The organism is Tunturiibacter gelidiferens, from assembly GCF_014201335.1.
Classification (GTDB): domain Bacteria; phylum Acidobacteriota; class Terriglobia; order Terriglobales; family Acidobacteriaceae; genus Edaphobacter; species Edaphobacter lichenicola_E.
This window is the reverse complement of record NZ_JACHEB010000001.1, coordinates 283680-303591: the sequence shown is the minus strand read 5'-3', so window position 1 is coordinate 303591 and position 19912 is coordinate 283680. Positions and strand designations below refer to the sequence as shown.

20 protein-coding genes are annotated in these 19912 nt (G+C 54.5%); 9 read left to right on the top strand and 11 right to left on the bottom strand.

Annotated features, from left to right (window positions below; genetic code table 11):
* Positions 1-743: 743 nt before the first annotated feature.
* Complete coding sequence (locus tag HDF14_RS25940) at positions 744-983, bottom strand: zinc-binding dehydrogenase (RefSeq protein ID WP_221304507.1); 240 nt, start codon at positions 981-983, stop codon at positions 744-746.
* A 3-nt stretch (positions 984-986) separates the two neighbouring features.
* Positions 987-1532 carry a hypothetical protein gene (locus HDF14_RS25935; protein ID WP_221304506.1) on the bottom strand — a complete coding sequence of 182 codons (546 nt, stop codon included), beginning with the start codon at positions 1530-1532 and terminating at the stop codon, positions 987-989.
* 17 nt (positions 1533-1549) lie between these two features.
* Here HDF14_RS25935 and HDF14_RS25930 point away from each other — a divergent pair, with 17 nt between their 5' ends.
* On the top strand, positions 1550-1756 hold the full coding sequence (locus tag HDF14_RS25930; protein ID WP_221304505.1) for a hypothetical protein: 207 nt from the start codon (positions 1550-1552) through the stop codon (positions 1754-1756).
* Here HDF14_RS25930 and HDF14_RS01195 read toward each other — a convergent pair.
* Positions 1734-2129 (bottom strand): YybH family protein, encoded by a 396-nt coding sequence (locus tag HDF14_RS01195; RefSeq protein ID WP_183972761.1) that lies wholly within the window; start codon positions 2127-2129, stop codon positions 1734-1736. The genes HDF14_RS25930 and HDF14_RS01195 overlap by 23 nt on opposite strands.
* 101 nt (positions 2130-2230) lie before the next feature.
* Here HDF14_RS01195 and HDF14_RS01190 point away from each other — a divergent pair, with 101 nt between their 5' ends.
* Positions 2231-3139 (top strand): LysR family transcriptional regulator, encoded by a 909-nt coding sequence (locus tag HDF14_RS01190; RefSeq protein ID WP_183972759.1) that lies wholly within the window; start codon positions 2231-2233, stop codon positions 3137-3139.
* A 389-nt stretch (positions 3140-3528) separates the two neighbouring features.
* Here the strand turns inward: HDF14_RS01190 and HDF14_RS01185 are convergent, their stop codons facing one another.
* Positions 3529-4620: an IS110 family transposase gene (locus tag HDF14_RS01185; RefSeq protein ID WP_221304504.1), complete on the bottom strand. Its 1092-nt coding sequence runs from the start codon at positions 4618-4620 to the stop codon at positions 3529-3531.
* 458 nt (positions 4621-5078) lie between these two features.
* The gene (locus HDF14_RS01180) at positions 5079-6362 is read right to left on the bottom strand and encodes a hypothetical protein (protein WP_183972757.1); all 1284 of its coding nucleotides are present in this window, start codon (positions 6360-6362) and stop codon (positions 5079-5081) included.
* Positions 6363-6623: 261 nt separating this feature from the next.
* On the opposite strand from HDF14_RS01180, the gene HDF14_RS01175 reads away from it, so the two are divergent.
* Both HDF14_RS01175 and HDF14_RS27315 read left to right on the top strand, forming a co-directional pair.
* Positions 6624-7298: a TetR/AcrR family transcriptional regulator gene (locus HDF14_RS01175; RefSeq protein WP_183972755.1), complete on the top strand. Its 675-nt coding sequence runs from the start codon at positions 6624-6626 to the stop codon at positions 7296-7298.
* A gap of 4 nt (positions 7299-7302) precedes the next feature.
* Positions 7303-7665 (top strand): LytR/AlgR family response regulator transcription factor, encoded by a 363-nt coding sequence (locus HDF14_RS27315; protein WP_183972753.1) that lies wholly within the window; start codon positions 7303-7305, stop codon positions 7663-7665.
* 271 nt (positions 7666-7936) lie between these two features.
* On the opposite strand, the gene HDF14_RS01165 is transcribed toward HDF14_RS27315, so the two are convergent.
* Positions 7937-8524 carry a hypothetical protein gene (locus HDF14_RS01165; RefSeq protein ID WP_183972751.1) on the bottom strand — a complete coding sequence of 196 codons (588 nt, stop codon included), beginning with the start codon at positions 8522-8524 and terminating at the stop codon, positions 7937-7939.
* A 403-nt stretch (positions 8525-8927) separates the two neighbouring features.
* Between HDF14_RS01165 and HDF14_RS01160 the strand changes: the two genes are divergently transcribed.
* Positions 8928-9311: a hypothetical protein gene (locus HDF14_RS01160; RefSeq protein WP_183972749.1), complete on the top strand. Its 384-nt coding sequence runs from the start codon at positions 8928-8930 to the stop codon at positions 9309-9311.
* On the opposite strand, the gene HDF14_RS01155 is transcribed toward HDF14_RS01160, so the two are convergent.
* Positions 9293-9490 carry an acyl carrier protein gene (locus tag HDF14_RS01155; RefSeq protein WP_183972746.1) on the bottom strand — a complete coding sequence of 66 codons (198 nt, stop codon included), beginning with the start codon at positions 9488-9490 and terminating at the stop codon, positions 9293-9295. The genes HDF14_RS01160 and HDF14_RS01155 overlap by 19 nt on opposite strands.
* Before the next feature lie 223 nt (positions 9491-9713).
* Between HDF14_RS01155 and HDF14_RS01150 the strand changes: the two genes are divergently transcribed.
* Together HDF14_RS01150 and HDF14_RS01145 are read left to right on the top strand one after the other, a co-directional pair.
* On the top strand, positions 9714-13298 hold the full coding sequence (locus HDF14_RS01150; protein ID WP_183972744.1) for a response regulator: 3585 nt from the start codon (positions 9714-9716) through the stop codon (positions 13296-13298).
* Positions 13295-14446 (top strand): SpoIIE family protein phosphatase, encoded by a 1152-nt coding sequence (locus HDF14_RS01145; protein WP_183972742.1) that lies wholly within the window; start codon positions 13295-13297, stop codon positions 14444-14446. Before HDF14_RS01150 ends, HDF14_RS01145 begins: the two co-directional genes overlap by 4 nt.
* 186 nt (positions 14447-14632) lie before the next feature.
* Here HDF14_RS01145 and HDF14_RS01140 read toward each other — a convergent pair whose 3' ends face one another.
* From HDF14_RS01140 to HDF14_RS01130, 3 genes are all read right to left on the bottom strand, one after another.
* Positions 14633-15250 (bottom strand): hypothetical protein, encoded by a 618-nt coding sequence (locus HDF14_RS01140; RefSeq protein ID WP_183972740.1) that lies wholly within the window; start codon positions 15248-15250, stop codon positions 14633-14635.
* Positions 15247-15492, bottom strand: a complete 246-nt coding sequence (locus HDF14_RS01135; RefSeq protein WP_183972738.1) for a DUF2950 family protein — start codon at positions 15490-15492, stop codon at positions 15247-15249. Before HDF14_RS01135 ends, HDF14_RS01140 begins: the two co-directional genes overlap by 4 nt.
* Before the next feature lie 401 nt (positions 15493-15893).
* Entirely contained in the window at positions 15894-16475 is a 582-nt protein-coding gene (locus HDF14_RS01130) for a TetR/AcrR family transcriptional regulator (RefSeq protein WP_183972736.1), read from the bottom strand.
* A 116-nt stretch (positions 16476-16591) separates the two neighbouring features.
* Here HDF14_RS01130 and HDF14_RS01125 point away from each other — a divergent pair, with 116 nt between their 5' ends.
* Complete coding sequence (locus HDF14_RS01125; protein WP_183972734.1) at positions 16592-17572, top strand: SDR family NAD(P)-dependent oxidoreductase; 981 nt, start codon at positions 16592-16594, stop codon at positions 17570-17572.
* Between the two features lie 309 nt (positions 17573-17881).
* Here HDF14_RS01125 and HDF14_RS01120 read toward each other — a convergent pair whose 3' ends face one another.
* Positions 17882-18265, bottom strand: coding sequence for a hypothetical protein (locus tag HDF14_RS01120; RefSeq protein ID WP_183972732.1), 384 nt, complete (start codon positions 18263-18265; stop codon positions 17882-17884).
* A 144-nt stretch (positions 18266-18409) separates the two neighbouring features.
* On the opposite strand from HDF14_RS01120, the gene HDF14_RS01115 reads away from it, so the two are divergent.
* On the top strand, positions 18410-19900 hold the full coding sequence (locus HDF14_RS01115; RefSeq protein WP_183972730.1) for an ATP-binding protein: 1491 nt from the start codon (positions 18410-18412) through the stop codon (positions 19898-19900).
* Positions 19901-19912: the final 12 nt, after the last annotated feature.

Sequence of the window (19912 nt, the reverse complement as noted above, 5' to 3'; positions counted from 1 at the left end):
CCCTCATCGCACGCGACAGGAACCACGGCCCCGAAGACTACTGCTCGGCCACGAACTCCCGCTACCGCACACCCACAATTCCAAAACGGGAAGCCCCAAAAATAAATCCAAAAACCCTGTCACATTTTTCCCACCCAAAAAAGTGACTGCTAAGACACCACGCCAGCCACGCAAAACACCACACCAAGACCACCAAAACACCACGTCAAAGCACTCACATTTCTCAAAACCCCAACAAAACACCACAAACCCACCGCATAAAAAACAATCACTAAAACCTTACTCAAAACCGACCGACGCGCAGGACAGGAGTCTGACAGCTCGGCGCGATCTTGTCGCTTGCGAAGTTGGACTGCTTATAAGTTCTGTCTACCGTCTTCGAACCCCAAGGCTTTTGTTCAGTCGACCAATAACTACCTTCACTATGGCGAATTCTGTGAACAAATCGAAGTCGAGGAGTAATTGGTGACGTATCGCTTAAGATGTGGTGGTCAGAGATGGGATCGGTCTCCCGGGCTGCTAATGGAATTTGTAACTTACAGATTCCAAAAGGTGCAGGAAGCGCCAAAAGTGCCAGAATGCCCAACGTTCTTGCAAATCTCTTGCAAATTATTCCGCTGTCGCCTCCAAGAAGGCTGGATGCATAGAGTTTTTGCGCAGAGAATGGGCGGTTTTCCGTTGTGCGCCTGATAGGTCAACACGAGCCAACTTTTCAGGCCTTAGCAGAGAAATCGGCCATCGTATCAAGGAACGAGAACTACGATCTTACCGCCAGCCTTGTTTTCCTCCATAAGCCGATGTGCCTCCACGATCTCGTCTATCTGGAACACGCGGCCTACCTGGATCTTCAAGGTGCCTGCGGCGATCTGCTGGGCGAACTCCTCCAGAGGAGTGCGCATAAAGTCAGACGACTCGCCCGCATACGAGGTCAGACATACGGCTGTAGGAATCTTTCCATCGGAGCGAAGCTTTCGAACGCCCACTGGTTACCCACGATGCCGGTCATGCAGACCACGCCGCCCTCGCGAGCACAATGAAGAGAGTCCTCGAGCGTGGTGGTTCCAATAAGTTCGAGCACTTTGTCTACGCCCTGCGGGTAGTTTCGGCGAACCATCATCAGTGATGGCCCCCGTATCCAAAAACACATGGTCTGCGCCCGAGGAACGCAGCACGGCGACGCGGTCAGGGTTTCGCGTCGTGGAGGCCACATGGGCTCCGTAGTTCTTTGCGATCGCAGCCGCAGCTAGACCAACCGAGGTGGTGCCCCCGCGCACCATCAGCGTCTCGCCCTCCTGCAGTCGCAGTGAGCGAAAGAGAGATCCCCATGCAGTCTCCAGCATCGCTCCGAGGGTGGTCCAATCCGGGCTTGTGCGAATGACCTGCACCTGTCCGGCGGGGACACAGGTGTACTCGGCATAGCCCCCATCGAACTGTCGCCCCAGGCCACCCATCGCTGTCGCTACGACGTCGCCCCGTTTTACCTCATCGCCGGGGGCATCCTCCACGACTCCGACGGCCTCGATGCCCAGCACACGCGGAAACTTGACGTTTGGCGAATGCCCTGCCTCGTGAACAGTTCGGAGCGGTTCAAACCGAATGCCTTAACTCGAATCAGCAGCTCGCCCTGCTTCGGGGTGGGGATCGGAAGGCTCTCGATCTTAAGCACATCTGGTCCGCCCGCTTCGTGGATCACGACTGCTTTCATATCTGGCATGGTCTCTCTCCTGACTGGGTTAAGCGCGAGGTGGGTTGGTAGTTGAGAAGCAATACCGCGCGATCTTCCATTCGCCTTCGACATTCTGCAAGACAAACAGCTCTTGATTCGCCTCGGCAGAAGAGTCTCCGGTGGCATGCACCAAAACGGTTCCGACGGAATTTGTACGTGCAAACGCCCAATCGGACGAAACCGGATGAACCTCTTCTATCTTGAATTTGACGGTCAGCTGAATTGCAAAAAAAGTGCCTTCGTATGCTCGCCGTACCGCATCGGCTCCCCCACTCGACGGAAAGTGCTGTGGCATAAAGATGCCGTCACCGGCATACAGCTTCATCACCGCTTCCGTGTCGGATTGGTTGAGTGCCTCTTCGTACCGTACCAGCAAGGCGGTGATGGCCTGCACATCGCTCATGTCGTTTCGTCCTCCACTAGGGACTCTAGCTGTAGCACAAGAGTTGCGGTAGTGGCATGGTGTGGCATCGACTGTGCCATATTTGGGATAATGCAATGATTATGGATTTGAACTCTTTGGTCGCCTTCGCTCGTGTCGTTGAGGCTAGCAGCTTCGCCGAAGCCGCCCGGCGCATGAAGATGCCAACGTCGACCCTGAGCCGCCGCATCGCGGAACTGGAAAACCAACTCGGCGTCCGGCTTCTCGATCGCTCCACGCGCAGACTCCGGCTGACCGACGTTGGCGCTGAACTGCTGGAGCACGCGGAGCAGGGGGCGCAGGTGAGCGACGCGGTTTCGAGTATCGCCTCCAACTATGGAGCCACTGTGTCAGGAAAGCTCCGGCTTTCAGCGCCGCCAAGCATCTCTGATTCGTTCCTCGCTCCGCTAATCAACGGGTTCCAGGCTCGTTACCCAGACGTGCGGGTTCAGGTGCTGATTGCCGAACGGGCCGTCGATCACATCACCGATGGCGTAGACCTGATCGTTCGCATCGGACAACTGGGCGATTCGGTCCTTGTTGGACGCAAACTCCTCAGCTATCGCCATCAGTTGCTGGCCAGCCGGTCGTATCTGAAGAGGTTTCCTCCCATCAGGCATCCTCAGGATCTGCTGAAACATCGTCTTCTCTCCTTCGCTCGCTGGAAACCGCGGGATCGCTGGATCTTCGAACACGTTGACGGCAATCAGAAAGAGACGCTGTTCTTCGATCCGTATCTCTCGATGAACGACTATGCGGGACTCGCGCCCGCGATCTTGGCGGGAGCTGGCGTTGGAGAACTTCCTCCCGTCGTTCTACCGGGTCTGTCGCGCAAGGAGGCTCTCGTCGAAGTGATGCCGAAGTGGCGCTTCCGCACTTTTGATCTCTGGCTGCTCCACCTAAGTAACAAACATCTGTCTCAGGCAGTACGAGTCTTTAGGGACTTCGCAGTCGAACACACACGAACGCTGTTTCCCAACCTACCCTGTTGAGACAAATTGCAGGAAACGTGCTTCTGTTTACTCACGCCCGGATATTCTCGAAAAGGTCCGCTTTTCCGCAAGAACGTCCCAAAGTTTTCGATAACCCCGCTTTGCGGGAATGATGGGGATTCCTTCCGAGAAGCCGACATTCTATGAGAAGGGTGCCAGCGTCAAGTCATTGTTGGTTTCCAGTCTTGAATCTGGTTGAGATTCCGCTTCGCACCATGTTGTTCTCCGACCAACTTTCTATTCGGACTATGAGTGAGCCATTGGCTCTGTGCCTTTTGGAGTCCAACGAGAGATCGATGCTGCCATTTATCGGTCGACCTCGAAGGTCAAGTCGGCTTCGCAGTCATCGTGACACGGTGTGATCGCAACATCAGAGATCCTTTCCTGTTTCAAGCAGCTTGAGCTTCATGGAGGGGAACATAAGGTTGGTCCGTCACCCAGAGACGATGAAGCAGAACTGCCAGTTTTCTCGCAACAGCAACGATTGCTTTCTTCCGGGCATTCCTCCCGCCTCGCTCGGCCAAATGGAGTCCCCACCGTCTCAGCGAGCTGTCCTTACCGAAGCGGCCAAGGATGAAGTTGGCGCATTCAGTGAGGAGCCGCCGTAGGTATTCATTACCAGCTTTCGTGATTCTCAGTTGCGGATCACGATCACCGGATTGGCTTCGTTTCGGTCGAAGGCCGAGATAGCAGCCGACGTCACGACTTCGTTCGAAGCGTTCCTTGCTCCCCAGAGTCAAGACATAAGTAACTGCCGTCAGCGGGCCGACGCCGTGGACTTGAGTCAGTGCCTGGGTCTCCGGATAGGTCACAGTTGCCAGCTTCAGGATCGCGCGATCGTACAGTTTAATCTGTGCGTTCATGTGCGCAATCTGCGCGAACAGCGGTTCCAGTGCAGCCGCCAGTCCTTCCGGAAGCAGGCCGGCGCAACGCGCCGGGAAGCTTCGAGTCGATGACGCTGGCAGACGATATCCGCATGGTTTGGCCAAGCCACGAGCAGCATTCACAACCGCCGTGCGCGGACGAACCAGAACATCCCGCGCTCGGATCATAGTCAGTGCCTGTTGCTGCTCCACCGTCCGATGGGTAATTGGACGCAGGATCCTCGGATCAAGTCGGGCATACCGTGCAAGCTTTTCTGCGTCGGTCCGGTCGCTCTTGCTGTCGTTACGACTGATGGCATGCAATTCGGTGACGTTGGCGACGATCACCTCATGCCCATACTCCTTCAGCTGTTCAGAGATCCAGATCGAGTGAGTACCCGCTTCCATGGCAACTCGAGCATGATCCATATCTTCAAAGCGCTTTGCCACTCCACTTTCACTCGTTCGGAAGCGGCCCTCTTCTGTAATCTCGCCATCTTCATCGAGTATGCAGTAATGACTCCACTGGTCTCCTAAATCCACGCCAACGATCGTCGCTCCAACCAGAACCCTCCTGGCTGATTTCTTGGTTGCGAGAACAGCTCCTTGTTTGCTCATGCCTCAGTCTCCTCTAAGGCACCCTTCTCATTCCATTTGTCGTTACTAATCCGACCTCAATGAGTGACTCGACGATTTGTCGCTAATCCAGAGACATCCCTGACGATAAGCTCGTTTCACAGGACTAATGATCGAGGCTGCGCTGACCGTAGCTCAATGAGTGCTTTGGCCTAAAGCCAACAGTTGAAGCGAACCCTTGCATTGCCCGTGGCCAGCCTCAACGGAAACTTCACGCGATGTGCCTAAACCTCTGATATTTAGCCGCTAATAGCGACGGGCCGGCAACCTATAACTTCCCGCGGACGAGCACGCGGGCATCGGACGTGCGGTCACTAAAAACCCTTGAGGCGCGCTGTTTGTCACGCCTCAAGGGCTAGTGTTACCAACCGTGCGTGCCGTCGCGCTTGGGGAATTAAACCGAGCAGAGGTCGAACACATACGCAAGGGAAAGAATGCCTTTATCGCTGGAGTCGGGCAGGTCCGAATCTCTGCGAGGAGTGATTGCAAGCATTCGCCGGTAAAGCAGAATGCGGGTGTGTACGTGCGTAATCTGCCATCGAGGCGCCGATGCGTATGTCTGCCGGTGTCAAAAGGAAGGCATGAATTTCGCCCTTATGGGGGCCGTTTTGCACCGTTGCCATGCCGGAGATTTGTCCGAGCTCATTGATATTGCTAGCTGCGATTATGAGGAGGTTGGAATCGTCGGGAATTACCGTATTAAGGTCGATGATCACATCGTCCTGCCAGATGAAGCCGTGGGACCAGTCGCCATTCGAGTCAAAGGTGCTTCCCACCACCTGGCCCCGGTTGTTGATGCCGGTGGCAAAGGCGGCAGAATCTCCCGGCAGAAGTTTGAGGCTTTTGACTTCGCCATCTGCGCCCTGCGGCCAAACTGCGGCAAAGTAGCCCTCAGCACTGCCGATTTGCCCGACGATCTGACCGCTGTTGTTCATGGCGTATGCGGAACTGAAAACTCCGTAATCCTTAAGCGGAAAGACAGTCTTGTCTTTCCACACTACGGCGTGAGCTTCGTTGCAGTTTCCTGAGTAGCCTACGGCCTGGCCTCGATTGTTAATCCCGTTTGCAAAACCGTCTACATCGCTATTACGTGCCAGAGGAAGAGCTTCGACCTTACCTCTTTCCCACAACGCCGGCAACACAATTCGATTGTTTTTCACGGTGTCTCCGCATGTGGAGTCCAGGGCACCGTCTTCGGCAAATCCGACGATTTGTTCGCGGTTATTGATGGCGTTGGCCCACCCATTAATTCCGCCGAGCGTGGGAAGAGCACTCATGTGGCCTTCTCGCCAAAGAAACGGAACGCACTCAAGATGTGTGCCAAAACCGCAAAGGTCTTCGCCGTTCGGATCCGTCTCAGCTGTTTCGGAGTAACCAACGGCTTCCCCGAGGTCGTTGATCCCACCATAGTCAATCCAACTGTTGGCGTCGGGTTTTCCAAGCGTGCCCAAGTCGATGTTGAATCCGTAAATGCTGATCACGGCGCGGCCACTTGCAATTGTCGTAGACGTACTTGTCTCAGGAGGGTTCACGATCCCATCCATGTTCTCCGCCCACCCTAGATTGTTGAGGCCCATGACCATGGCGAAGTTGTTCTTGTTCTTGTTATTGCCCAAGTCGGTCATTTTGTAGCTCTGTTGAGCGAACGCATTGCTGAAGCTACCCAGAACAATCGTCGCGACTCCAGACATCCAGAAATTCCGCAACTGCCTTGATATGCTCATATCTTCTCCTTTTCCTCCAATGAAAATCTGCGTGCCGATGTGCGTAATGCGTGGGTGCACGTGGTGGTCCACGTTCACATCAATTACGTGACATAACAGGCCGAACATTTCAGATTTCGAGGCGGAGTGGCGGCCCAACAATCTCCTGGGGTGATCCCCAAACGGCCTTGGCGAGGTTTCTCCAACTATCCATACTTAAGCTGACAGGAGTCTACGGAATTCGAGAACACCGCGCAGTCAAGGCTCATACAGGCGTTTTGATTGACTTTCGAATATTTAACGTACAAACTGGTCGGTATGTTAAGTGATCACGAGAAGAAAACACGTTTCCGTGATCCAAAGCGTACACGGAAACGCCTGCTGCAAGCGGCTTTTCGGGAGGTCCACAGATCAGGCTTCCAGGGTGCAGGCATCGATACAATTCTCGCCGCTACCAACGTCACAAAGGGGGCGCTCTATCACCACTTTGAGAGCAAGGAAGCCTTGGGATATGCCATCGTTGAAGAGATCATTGCAAAACTCTTCCAAGACAGATGGTTGACTCCTATGCTCGGCGACGGGCAACCCATCAACATTCTGATCGGCATTGTCCGAGGGTTGCCAAGTCGGCCTAAAGATATTCGAAACAGTTGCCCGCTGCTCAATTTGACACAGGAGATGTCTCCCCTGGACGAGCAGTTCCGTACGAGACTGGAGATGCTCTTCCTTGCCTGGCAGAAAGGAGTTGCTGCGCTTTTGCGGAAGGGGCAGTCGCAAGGGACGGTGCGCCGCGAGCTGAACCCTGATGAGACTGCCAGCTTTCTAATAGCGATGGTCGAGGGCAACGCGTCGTTAGCGAAGGTTGCTCAAGATGCGAAGGTGTGGGAAGTGGGAATCAGAAATATCGTGGGATGGCTGAGGTCTCTGCGCGTGCCCGGCAACCACAGGAGAGGCTGATCGCATGACGCCGCGAATCGCGTTCAAGACAAAGGGTACAATCCGACTCTTGGATTTAGCCGACGTCCTGGCTGTGCAAGCCGAAGGTAATTACGTCTCGCTGCGACATCGACCTAATGTCTATTTAGTGCATGAGTCGCTCTCGTCCATTGCCGAGAAGCTCAAACCCTACGGTTTTATTCGCATTCATCGCTCGGTCCTCGTAAATATTGTGGCCGTGGAGGAGGTCCAACCTTTACCAACGGGAGAGTACAGGCTGCGTGTAAAAGGTGGGAAGGAATACTTGGTAACGCGCACATACAAACACAACCTCAGAGACCTGGCCCAACTGTGGGTAGGCTCCGAGCGCCCTTGCGGCTACCAGTAGCCAGAGTTATTACCTCGTTAGTTGCTCTGTGGAGACTCTCCGTCCAACAATCATGCTCGCGGCGAGTGATAGAGTCGTCAATGCGCTCATCGACGACTCTATTTGTAACGACAAGTCGGCTTGTGTTTACTAACAAACGCAATCGTTCCACCCTCAGTTGTCGATAACAGGCCGATGCACTCGTCGATGATAATCGGCACCCGACTACTACCGAAATGATCGTTTATAGGGACTGAATGCGATCCGACGGTGTTCAAAAGACGCATTCCGGTCAAGGACGGCCACGGAGAATAATGGAGATCGGAATGCGCGGTTCCTTGTCACGGAATAACACTGTGGTGGTTACGTGCTCGCTCCAAGCGCGGCTTACCACTTGCTCAACCTCTCCGTCTCGACTGTCAAACTTTCTTTCACCGCCAGCGAGATCGACCATCAGGAAGCCATCGAATTCTCCGAAGCGGTCGAAGACCAGGCCAGCAACCTTTCCAGTGAAACCCTGCTCAGGACCGACCTCATGAGTCGTCGCGTGATGGCGCTGAAGAGCTTTAAGCAAGGCTCTCCCTCGAAGGCTTCCCAGGCCCGTGCACGCGTCCCAGCCCGCTGTCGAGGTGTAACCCGGAGCCCCAAAATATGAGTTGCTCCTACCATCGTAGAGCGTGGGATTGCAATATCCAACTCGCTCGCCGAGATGTGAGTTGACCACAACGACGAGCCCCGCATAAAGCGGAGCGGCTTCACTTGTCCCTTGAACATCCGGTTGCGTCGTGCCTGCGTAGACGATCGAATAACCTCTGGCATAGCCTGCGACGTCAGGAACTCCGCGTCCCTTACGATGTCCGGCGTTCACAGAAAGTGGCACATTGTGGTGGTGCTGCCAGAAGGGTAAGGGAAAGACATCGCTGATGCCTCCACCGGACGTGCCAAACTCAGCTCCTCCGGACCCGTCCGCTACCGGTGCCCAACACCTTCGCTGAGGAGCGCAATATTGGGGTTCGCAAACGAGAGCTGGTGGAGTCCTATCTCGCGCTCATGGACTCAATCGCACAAATCTGTGATTCAGCAGGAGAGTTGTACACAGCAGCAGATATCGGCGGATTGTCGAAGAGCGAGATTAGCCACAGGGGTTGGTGGACTAATCGCTTGCCAGGCAGACTCGGGAACGTCGCGCCGCGAACGATGAGCTATCCGGACTTTCTCGAACGTTGCAAATTCATATTTTCGGTGTTTGAGGGCGTGAATCAGCTCCCCTGCGAGCGATGTTGGTGAAGCTACAGGTTCCCAGGAAAGAAGTCAAAAGTACAGAAGGGATCAAACTCCTCGCCTATCTCTGTCAACTGGCAACTATCGCGAAACACGAAGGCTGGGGATTGATCGGGGATGCTGAGCTGGTCGCCGGGAAATGGAACAAAGATACAAGGCTCGATTTTCTAAAGCCGCTTTTCGGCCTCAATGGCCTTCGCAATATCGACATCCACGCATCCTCTTTCATTGCTGATCCCACCGCGCAATCAGCCCAGCTGAAGGACTTCGGCATCGACCCAGGCCAGGTCAAAACCGAGGGAGGTCTTGCGCTTGATCGGGCATACGACTTTGGCTTCGATAAGGGGTGCCAGTTCTCCGATATTTTTCAGATTTCCGATCTCTGAGGCGGCAAAGGAGATGTGAAGGCCTTCTCGACTGAGAGAACGAGGCGAACGTGCTTGAGGCTATCCCAGCCTTCTATTTCAGAGGCGGTGACGTCGGGCGTGGCTTGAAGTTCTTCGTCGTCAAAGATTTCTTGAAGCACGGTGGTGAGCCGTTGATAGACTTCTCTGGCAGTCAACATGGATCTGCTCTCCGTAGCCTCTCGATCTCTGCCAAGAATGCCGTGGTCGTCGGCGGCAGAACGTGAAAACTGGTTCATCGGCATTGTGGATGGCCACTCGGTATCTCATTGACTGGATCCGCCGAGTTTATACAGATGGCTGCGCCACTGAGCGCATTCTGAAGGGCTACAATTGTCCATCTTCCGGAGTCGCATTTCATCGTTGGGGGTCAAAACTCACCAGATGGGTCTTTTAGCGAATTTAAAAATCCGGACCAAGATACTGATAGCTCTGCTACCGCTGGCCGCCATGGTCATTGTGGCGGCGTGCTACGCGTCGATCGAGATGAAAAAAATCGACGACGGTTACAGCGATCTGATAGCGAAAAATGTCAAAGCCCTCCATAATTTGACTATCGCGCGGGTGTTGAGCAACCGATTCGCCCAGCTCGTCTATCAGGAAATTGCTGAGCCTGATACCGACAGAATGCGAATTATCGATGCAGAGCTCGATGGGACAGAGGCCGAATTTCACTCTTCCGTCACACTGATCAGTGCAGAAACTCCGGGAATGACCCAGAAGGTCGATGCGGCGGCAGCCCTTTTTGACCAAGCCGTTTCCGACTCCCGACCTATTCGAGCCGCGGCCCTGAGTGGCAATAACGACAAGGCTGTCCGGCTGTCGCGCGAAACATTTGATCCTGAATTTCGCAGAGGACGCCAATCGCTGGCTGCCCTGGCTGACGAAGTTCACGGCGGTGTCGACCAACAGTCCGATCAACTCACGCTCAGAACTCACCGCACAATTCTGATTACCTGGGTCGTAATAGTATTCGGACTAGCTGCATCTTTCGCGATGGCCCTCTCAATAGTGCAGATTGAAGTGGTTAGGGTTATCTTTTCGTTCAGGACTCGCATTCTTGACGTTGCGGAGGGACGGCTTGACCTGCCGATAGCAAATCTCAATCGTCCCAATGAGATTGGGGAGATGAGCCGAGCGTTGCAGACTTTGCAGATTGCTGCTCGCGAGCGGGAGATTTTACGCTGGATAAAAACCGAGGTCGCGGCTACGACGGAGCGACTACAGTCTACCGAATTTTTTTCGGCATTCGCCAGCGTTCTACTATCGCGAATCTCGGAGACGTTAGATCTGCTGTATGGTGCGTTCTACCTGGCTGACGATAGTCGCACGAACTTCGTTCGCGTTGGGGCGTTCGCAACAGATGTCTCGACGGAGCCGCAGGAGTTCTCTCTTGGCAAGGGCCTGGTGGGGCAAGCGGCAGCTGAGCGCCGAACTCTTCGGATTGCTTCCGAAGCGAACGAACTTCTCGGCGTGAGCACGGGAACGGGTACAGTAACCCCGGCTTGCATACTGTTTATCCCGGTGCTAAACCAAGACGACGTACTGGCGATTATTGAACTGGCGACTTCGGCACCTGTATCGGAGCAACAGCAGGCGCTGTTGGACGCGCTGTTACCAACCGTCGCCCTCAATACAAAGATACTTTCTAGCAAACTTGTCACCATAAAGCTGCTGGAGCAGACTCAGGTGCAGGCCGCGGATCTTGAAGTGGCAAAAGAAGCGGCCGAAGCTGCGACCAGAGCCAAGTCCGATTTTTTGGCCAACATGAGCCACGAGATCAGGACGCCGATGAACGCCATCATCGGGATGACTCACCTGGCATTGAAGACAGATCTCACTCCAAAACAGTCGGACTATCTGACCAAGGTGAGGTTCGCCGCACACTCACTGCTCGGAATCATTAACGACATTCTGGACTTCTCCAAAATCGAGGCAGGCAAACTCGATATTGAAAAGATAGATTTCCGGCTGGAGGACGTGCTCGACAATCTATCGACGATCGTCAGTCAAAAAGCGCAGGATAAGAACCTCGAATTCCTAATCGCAACGCAGCATGACATTCCGCCTAACTTGATCGGTGATCCTCTTCGTCTTGGACAAATCCTGATCAACCTGGTGAACAATGCGGTCAAGTTTACGGAGCGCGGCGAGGTATTGGTAACGGTTGCGATGGTGGAGCAGGTAGCCGATCGGATCAAAGTTAAATTCTCTGTACGCGACAGCGGGATCGGGATGACAACCGAGCAGATCTCGAGGCTATTCCAGGCATTCGCGCAGGCGGACACTTCAACGACTCGAAAATATGGAGGCACCGGGCTTGGGCTCTCAATCTCGAAACGGCTGGTCGAAATGATGGAGGGTTCCATCTGGGCAGAAGGTGAACCCGGCGTGGGGAGTACCTTCCATTTCACTTCATGGTTCGGAGTCGGATCGGAGGAAAAACAAAGACGATTGATAGTTGATTTGGTGGGGATCCGGACCCTGGTCGTCGACGACAACGCGCAGGCTCGCGAGATACTAACCGAGGCGCTTCGCGCATTTGCACTCCGCGCCGAATCAGTTTCGTCAGGTGAGGACGCAGTGAGGGAGATTGCTGCCGCAGATTCTACAGACCCCTATCGCCTGGTGCTGATGGATTGGCATATGCCGGGACTGGACGGATTGGAGGCCAGTCGCATCATCAAGCGCAACAAACGTCTTCGGAATATTCCTAAAATTGTGATGGTCACCGCCTTCGGGCGGGAAGAGATCAGGGCACAAGCGGAGGAGATTGGCGTCGAAAGCTACCTGTTGAAGCCAGTAAACCAGTCGCTACTCTACGACACTCTGGTGGACCTGTTTGGAGTCGCGGGTGGGGATGACTACCGTTCCCATAAGAGAAAGGACGGCGCGACCGTCCATGACGCCACAGGGATACGCGTCCTTCTTGTCGAAGACAACGAGATGAATCAGCAGGTTGCAACAGAGCTTCTGGAAAGCGCCGGAGCAATTGTAACCGTCGCCAACCATGGTGGTGAAGCAGTAAAGATTTTAACCGCTGGAGATCAGCCTCCGAAGTTCGATGTAGTGTTCATGGACCTGCAGATGCCCGAGATGGATGGGTTCACGGCAACCAGGCTGCTGCGAGGTGATCCGCGCTTGCTAAACTTTCCGATCATTGCAATGACAGCGCATGCTCTCGTGGAAGAACGCCAGCGTTGCCTCGATGCCGGCATGAACGATCATGTGTCCAAACCGATTGACCCAGATAATCTGTTTGTGACGTTGCTGCGATGGGCGAAGCCGAGGCCTAACCAGGCAGCCAAGCTCCAATCCGCTATCCCCAATACAAAAGCATCCGACGAAGTAACTTTGCCAGAGATCTCAGGCATCAAGGTCATGGAAGGAGTAAACCGTGTCGCCGGCAACCGGAAACTGTATCGTGATCTACTGGAGCAGTTTGCCGTCAAGCAAGCAGGCGCCCCTGACCAGGTTTCGGCTGCCATCGAAAGCGGTGACCTGAAGTTGGCTGAACGCATTGCTCACACCGTCAAAGGTGTTGCTGGCAATCTAGGAATCGTGGAAGTCCAGTCGGTAGCCCAGAAACTGGAGAAGGCACTCCGCGACGGAGAAGAAGGTCTCTCGGCACCACTCGCTGAATTTGCGAATGTGATGGGGACTCAGATTCAGGCGCTCAATAAAGCGCTAGGCGAATCGGCGAGCACTCCTCCCAAAGCGGTACAGACTTCGCCTTTCGATGGAAAGGCGGCGACTGCTGCGATCGATCGGCTTAGGATTTTGCTCGAGGCGAGTGACGGCGGCGCCGGGGAGTCATTTCGCAGTTTGAAGGACGCAGTGGCAGGTGTTGTCGAGAAGCCCTATCTGGATGGTCTCAGCGCGTCGATCAGCGACTTCGATTTTGACGCGGCACTATTAAAACTGCATGACATCGCCGAACATTGCGCACGAAATGAGGGCGGCAAATGACTCAGGTTAATCAGAAGACGGTGCTGGTGGTGGATGATGCTCCCGCCAACATTCAAATAGTGAATTCGATCTTGAAAGATACATACAAAGTTCGCGTTGCAACCAGCGGTTCAAAAGCACTAGAGCTCGTCAAAGTTATACCTCTACCGGACCTGATTCTTCTGGATGTCGTGATGCCTGAGATGGACGGATATGAAGTATGTACAAGATTGAAACTGGATCCGGAGACGCGCGACATACCAGTCATATTTCTTACCGGACAGACGGAGGTCGAGGATGAGACAAAGGGCTTCGACGTCGGTGCAGTCGATTACATCCATAAGCCATTCTCTCCTGCGGTTGTAAAAGCGCGTGTCCAAACGCACCTTACGCTTCGTGGCATCCGCGAACAGCTCTCACAGCAGTTGCTCGCCATCCAGAAAGAACTGGAAACAGCGCGGCAGATCCAATTATCAATTCTTCCATCCAGCATCCCGAAAATCGCCGGTCTAGATATCGCGGCACGTTACGTCCCCATGACCTCCGTAGCCGGCGATTTCTACGATTTCATCGTAGTAGATGAGGAGCACCTCGGTGTTCTCGTGGCCGACGTGTCGGGACACGGGATGCCAGCGGCACTTATTGCATCGATGATAAAAATTGCCTTCTCATCCCAGGCATCGCATGCGGCCGATCCGGCGCGGGTGCTGTTGGGGCTGAACGAAGCGTTATGCGGAAAGTTCGAACATCATTTCGTGACAGCGGCATACGTCTTTATCGACATTCAAAACCGAACACTGACATACGCTGGCGCTGGTCATCCGCCTCTGCTTTTATGGGGGGCCGAAGGCGTACGCAGCATCGAGGAAAACGGTTTATTTCTCGGGAAGTTCTCGTTTGCAACCTATACTTCGAAGGAACTCCCCCTCACGCCTGGGGACCGCATCTTGCTCTATACCGACGGAATTCCTGAAACGACGAATCCTGCGGGAATAGAGTTTGGCGCGGATGGCTTTAGGCAGTTTTTGGAGAACGAGCAAACTGCTACCTCGGCAACCCAATTTGCCGATCGACTACTTGAGGAATTGTCGCTTTGGTCTGGTCGAGGATCGAGCGACGAGTTGGATGACGATATGACAATCGTGGCGATCCACGTGGCCTCTCATTAGAGGTAGCCAGAGAAATTCGATAATTTTGAACGACTCTAATCTGCGACCAATATTGAAGAAGTTTGTGTTGGACCTGCCACACTGATCCAAGCCCATATTCGACGTAGGAAGTTATACAACAGTGCGCAGTAGCGCCTCTCCTACCTGAGTGTTCAGCAAGTCAGCGTGATCACCTATCCAAGCCGTCTATTCTTTAGAACCAGCACCGTTCCAGTCGATGATGTTGACTAGCTTCCAGGGATTTTGGAAAAGCTCAAACTGAAGCTGGCCCTGCTTGTTGATTACCAGTTGCGCAGCAGGATAGAGCACGCCTGCACTCTTGCTCTTGTCGGAGTCGTTCAGGTCGATTTCTCCGGCGGTCAAGTTATAGTCTGTGCTGCGTCCGTTGTTATAGGCTTCACCGAATCTTATAGGGCGGTTGGTAGCGAACCGGATCTTGCGGCCCGTGGGCGAGGGAATCAATGCAATATAACTGAGGTCAGAGCCCACTGTGCCGGTGATGGCAATACGGCCGACGGATTTCATTTTTGTGAGTGCGTCTACTAGACCCTGGCTTTTGCCCTTCTTGAACGCGTCGATGAGAACCTGCCTGTCTTCTGGTGTCGAAAATTGATTGATGATTATTTTGACGCCGACATTTCGACCCATCTGGGTACTCGTGCCCATCGCCTGAGCGTCGATCGTCTCCGGTTTCCTGTCGCCTTGGGAATAAGCAGATAATGAAGCCGCCACGAGCATGGCGAGTAATAGCCCGCTGTACCCGAACTTCCGAGCGGAGAAGCGTGAGGCTTTGCTGCCAATCATGATCTTCCTTTCAGAAAACGCGTTCTGTCTGGCTGAAAAGTCTGCGAATGCATCTCACCGATTATCAGATGTGGGTTCCACGTCTTGTCCGGAGTGTAGAGTTCCATGTTCTTAACGACGTGGAGGGAATCGCTCCCTAAATCCTTCTGGTAGACGGTTGCATCGTAGTCAACCAAGAACGTCTTCACGCCCGTGACGCGAGCCTCGGCGGGTAAGGCTACGAGCGTAAGGCCGCCGATCATCGCTCATTCGAGTTGCCCTAGGCGCAGCGCCACCCCTACTACGGAACGTGTGACTTACTTGAGGCATTCTCACTTTCATCGTCTGGCAACCTCTCCTCGCAGACTGCACCAATGGTTTATCTCAGAGTTCGGGTCGCTTCTTTTAGGCGATTTGACTGTAGGCGGTGATTCTACCCCTTCTTTCCTGTAAGGGGCGATTGCGGTGTTAAGAATATCGTCCAGGGCTCCTGCCCACGGGTTCGTAATGGCTGCCTAACTACTGCATCGCCGCAACTTGCGGCTATTCGGTGTTCATATTCGACCTATGGAGCAGTCACGGGAACGAAATGGATACAAAGTCTCATCCGATGTCTTTCGGCCCGTGATCCCTCCCGCATAGCACCACCTAACAGAGACGCGGTTCATTGAGGCCGGGAGCCCTGAATGAGGATGTCCACAAACCGCCGTGCCTTTTCAGGCCAATCGTCTGTGCTGCCCGCGCTGGAGATCCCATAGATGGCGCGCAGCATGTCCATTGGATCGACATCTGGTCGAAGGTCTCTGCTGGCGATGGCGCGCCTCGCCAGCGCGTTGGCAGCCTCTTCCATGACGCGGGTGGTCTGCTGATATACCTGCGAAGGACCGCAAGTCATTGCGTTCAACGCTGGGGCGATGATCTTTTTCGCAGCGATGTAGTCGATGAAGACCAACATCCACGCCCGCAGCGCCTCAATCGAAGGCAGCTCCGAGGAGAACTTTCTCTGTGCCTCGGCCAGCTTCTCGACTTCGCCGATATAGACAGCTGCCAGCAGGTCATCGCGCGTAGGAAAGTGCCGGTAAAGCGTTCCCGGGCCGATCTTGGCACGCCTGGCGATCTCCTCCATGCTGGCCTCCGCACCCCGGCGCGTGAAGACCAGCTTCGCGACTCCGAGAATCCGCTCACGGTTGCGCTGTGCGTCGGCTCGGGGCTTGCGGGCAGTTTTCTTAGCGGCTGACTTTTTCATCGATCTTTCTGAAACCGGAGGGGCTCTCCGGTAATCTCATAAGCATAACGGAGGTTGACTCCGTTTTATTCCAGGCCGAGGCCGGTGTCAAAAGATTTGTGATCGGAGAATGCAGCATGGCAGTGAAATTTGGAGCTAAGTCAACGACGGAAGATGTCCTCGCAGGGGTCAACCTCAAGGGTAAGCGGATTCTGGTGACAGGGGTATCGGCGGGTTTAGGCGTAGAGACGGCACGCGCGCTGGTGGCGCATGGCGCAGATGTTGTGGGCGCGGCGCGTGATCTGGAGAAGGCACAGCGAGCGACATCGGAGGTCAGTAAGGCCGCGGCGGAGACGGGCGCGAGTTTCGAGGTGGTCGAGCTCGACCTCGCCAGCCAGAAGAGCGTGCGCACCGCTGCGGACAAGCTGATCACGGATGGCCGCTTGTTCGATGTGATCATCGCAAATGCCGGTGTCATGGCTACTCCGTTCGGGAAGACAGAGGATGGTTTCGAGACGCAATTCGGGACCAATCACCTGGGCCACTTCGTCTTTGTGAACCGCATCGCGAAGCTGATCAAGAACGGCGGACGCCTGGTCAATCTCTCTTCCTCAGGGCACCGTTTCAGCAATGTGGATCTGAACGATCCCAACTTTGAGACGACGCCGTACGAGCCCTTCGTTGCTTACGGGCGCTCGAAGACTGCGAATATCCTCTTCGCCGTTGCTTTCGATCAGCGGCATCGAGAGCGCGGGGTCCGCGCTGTAGCGGTCCATCCAGGGGGCATTCAGACCGAACTCGCCCGCCACATGGAACAGGCCCACATGGAACAGATGATCAATCAGATCAATGAACAGGCCGCAGCAGCGGGCAAAGGACCATTCGAGTTCAAAACAATTCCCCAGGGAGCCGCCACTTCAGTATGGGCAGCTGTCGTTGCACCCGCCGACGAGGTAGGAGGAAGGTATTGCGAGAACTGCCACGTGAGTGATGTCGTCGCAGATGACGCAAGGCTGGGCCTGCTTGACGAAGGAGTGCGCGGCTACGCGGTCGATCCACAAAACGCTGTTGCGCTCTGGAAGAAGAGCGAAGAGATGATTGGCGAAGCCTTCGCGTAAACAATGGAGAGAAACGGCAGACCCCTCGCCATGTCCGAGGGGCGTGTCGTTTCGTCTAACTTTTGTGCAGTTGGCTCGAGTCGTGCAGGCACGGATGATCACTGACGATTAGAGGACTCTGGGTACTGGCGTTGACCTGACCAAAATGGCAACCTCAGTGAGCGCATTGGCCTGAAGTCAACAGTTGAGATCAGAATTGCTTGCAGATCCCTGGATACTTGCCGACTTCCCAGGTTCTATCCTGTTTGACCGACGGCCGGAGTCAAGTACCGCGTCTAGTTGAGACTTATAGGTTGATGTGAATCCCATTCACGTCAGATAGCCCGAGACGGTCACAAACAGCGTGCCCGTCGAGCCCGTCGGGCTATACGTCGTAACGGAGACAACCGTGCCAGGGTCAACGTACAAACGCACGGCCTTCAGCGCGACATAAGTGTCGTACCCATTCGAGGGTTGCCCGTAGGCAAAGGTTAGCGGGACGAACAGCTGAACGCTCTTCCCTCCGCAGGTGAAGTTGACGAACGCCTCCAGCTGACTACCCAGCGGGGTCACATCCACTTGAACACTCACAGTCTCTACGACCAGGTGTTTCCCAGCCGGAACTGTGACAGACGGAGATCCGGTCTCCCCGAAGGGATTCGCCGGCAATCCGGGCACATCCAGAACAGAACTGATCGCTGCAGCCTTCTTCATAAGCGCCTCCCAAAACATAAACTGTATTCGGGCCCCGGACGCACCACCATACCAAACCTCTCCTCGTGCTGAAAACCTCCGGATAAAATCTGGGCGGTATACTTGTGCTTCGAATTCCGCCGACGATAACAGTGAGGCGAGCTGATGGCGCAGTCGAACTCTGATTCGCACAAAATCCTGCCAATTGTTAACCGTTACAGCCTAGCGGTTATCTCCGTTGCTCTCGCCGTTATGCCAGCTCTTGTGCTGCAACACTTCAAATTTCGTGATGTCGAACTTCCGCTCTTGTTATTCGCAATCGCTTTAACCGCATGGCATGCCGGGGTGGGCCCGTCCGTACTGGCCATCGTGCTCTCGAGCATTTGCTTCGATTATTTTTTTGCGCCTCCCCTTTATGCCTTTTCTCTTACCCCCTCTGACATCCCAGCAATCCTGGTTTTGATCTCTTTCGCCGTCTTAGTTGCCCGCTTCAGTGCCGTAAGACGCCGAATTGAACGAGATCTCCTACAAACTCAAGACAAACTCCAGGCTGAAGTCGTCGAGCGAACCCAACAGGCTAGCCTGCTGAATCTCACCCACGACAGCATCTTCGTCCGCGACATGAGCCATGTCATCACTTACTGGAATCGCGGCGCCGAGGAACTATATGGTTGGGCACCATACGAGGCGGTTGCAAAACGATCCCACGATCTCCTCCAGACCGTCTTCCCGATGCCGATCGAAGACATCAACGCAGAGCTGCTGCAAACCGGGCGATGGGAAGGCGAGGTCAGGCGCACAAAGGCCGATGGAACCGCAGTGGTGGTGGCAAGTCGATGGTCGCTACGACGCGACGAAGCCAATCGAGCCGTCGCCATCATGGAAACCAATAACGACATCACAGACCGCAAACGTCGCGAAGAGGAGATTCGCGGTCTTAATCAGGAGCTCGAGAAGCGATCCGCGGATTTGCAGGCCAGCAATAAAGAACTGGAAGCCTTCGCCTACTCAGTCTCCCACGACCTACGCGCCCCTCTCCGTCACATGGCCGGATACGCTGAGCTACTTCAGAAGAACGCATCTTCCGCACTGGAAGACAAGGGACTGCGATACCTGCGGATGATACTTGACTCCGCAAAGAGGATGGGAAACCTGATCGACGACCTCCTTGCGTTTTCGCGAATAGGACGCACGGAGGCGCAAAAGACGTCAGTGAATCTGGAGCAGCTCGTGAAGGAAGCCCTCAACGAGGTACAGCCCGAGACCAACGGTCGCAGCATTGTCTGGAGAATCGAACCACTTCCTGTTTGCTATGGAGATCGTTCCATGCTCAGGCTCGTTCTCGTCAACCTTCTCTCAAATGCTGTGAAGTTTACTCGCCCTCAACCGAAACCGGAGATCGAGATAGGATGCGTCGACGGAAATAAAGATGAAGTCGTGGTATTCGTAAGAGACAACGGCGCAGGTTTTGATATGAAATATGTAGATAAGCTGTTTGGTGTGTTTCAGCGCTTGCATCATGTGGATTCGTTTGAAGGTACCGGTATCGGTCTTGCAACCGTTCAGCGCATCATTCATCGTCACGGAGGCAAGGTGCGGGCAGAAGGTGCAATCGATCAAGGCGCAACCTTCTATTTCTCGGTGCCAAAAATCTAAGTCAGGAAGATG

What these genes read in the sequence shown, in the direction of transcription:
- HDF14_RS01145 (WP_183972742.1), top strand. Translation starts at nt 13,295, where the DNA reads ATGACTCAGGTTAATCAGAAGACGGTGCTGGTGGTGGATGATGCTCCC.
- HDF14_RS01180 (WP_183972757.1), bottom strand. Translation starts at nt 6,362, where the DNA reads ATGAGCATATCAAGGCAGTTGCGGAATTTCTGGATGTCTGGAGTCGCG.
- HDF14_RS01195 (WP_183972761.1), bottom strand. Translation starts at nt 2,129, where the DNA reads ATGAGCGATGTGCAGGCCATCACCGCCTTGCTGGTACGGTACGAAGAG.
- HDF14_RS01135 (WP_183972738.1), bottom strand. Translation starts at nt 15,492, where the DNA reads ATGATCGGCGGCCTTACGCTCGTAGCCTTACCCGCCGAGGCTCGCGTC.
- HDF14_RS01130 (WP_183972736.1), bottom strand. Translation starts at nt 16,475, where the DNA reads ATGAAAAAGTCAGCCGCTAAGAAAACTGCCCGCAAGCCCCGAGCCGAC.
- HDF14_RS01150 (WP_183972744.1), top strand. Translation starts at nt 9,714, where the DNA reads ATGGGTCTTTTAGCGAATTTAAAAATCCGGACCAAGATACTGATAGCT.
- HDF14_RS01155 (WP_183972746.1), bottom strand. Translation starts at nt 9,490, where the DNA reads ATGTTGACTGCCAGAGAAGTCTATCAACGGCTCACCACCGTGCTTCAA.
- HDF14_RS01190 (WP_183972759.1), top strand. Translation starts at nt 2,231, where the DNA reads ATGGATTTGAACTCTTTGGTCGCCTTCGCTCGTGTCGTTGAGGCTAGC.
- HDF14_RS01185 (WP_221304504.1), bottom strand. Translation starts at nt 4,620, where the DNA reads ATGAGCAAACAAGGAGCTGTTCTCGCAACCAAGAAATCAGCCAGGAGG.
- HDF14_RS01125 (WP_183972734.1), top strand. Translation starts at nt 16,592, where the DNA reads ATGGCAGTGAAATTTGGAGCTAAGTCAACGACGGAAGATGTCCTCGCA.
- HDF14_RS01140 (WP_183972740.1), bottom strand. Translation starts at nt 15,250, where the DNA reads ATGATTGGCAGCAAAGCCTCACGCTTCTCCGCTCGGAAGTTCGGGTAC.
- HDF14_RS27315 (WP_183972753.1), top strand. Translation starts at nt 7,303, where the DNA reads ATGACGCCGCGAATCGCGTTCAAGACAAAGGGTACAATCCGACTCTTG.
- HDF14_RS01120 (WP_183972732.1), bottom strand. Translation starts at nt 18,265, where the DNA reads ATGAAGAAGGCTGCAGCGATCAGTTCTGTTCTGGATGTGCCCGGATTG.
- HDF14_RS01115 (WP_183972730.1), top strand. Translation starts at nt 18,410, where the DNA reads ATGGCGCAGTCGAACTCTGATTCGCACAAAATCCTGCCAATTGTTAAC.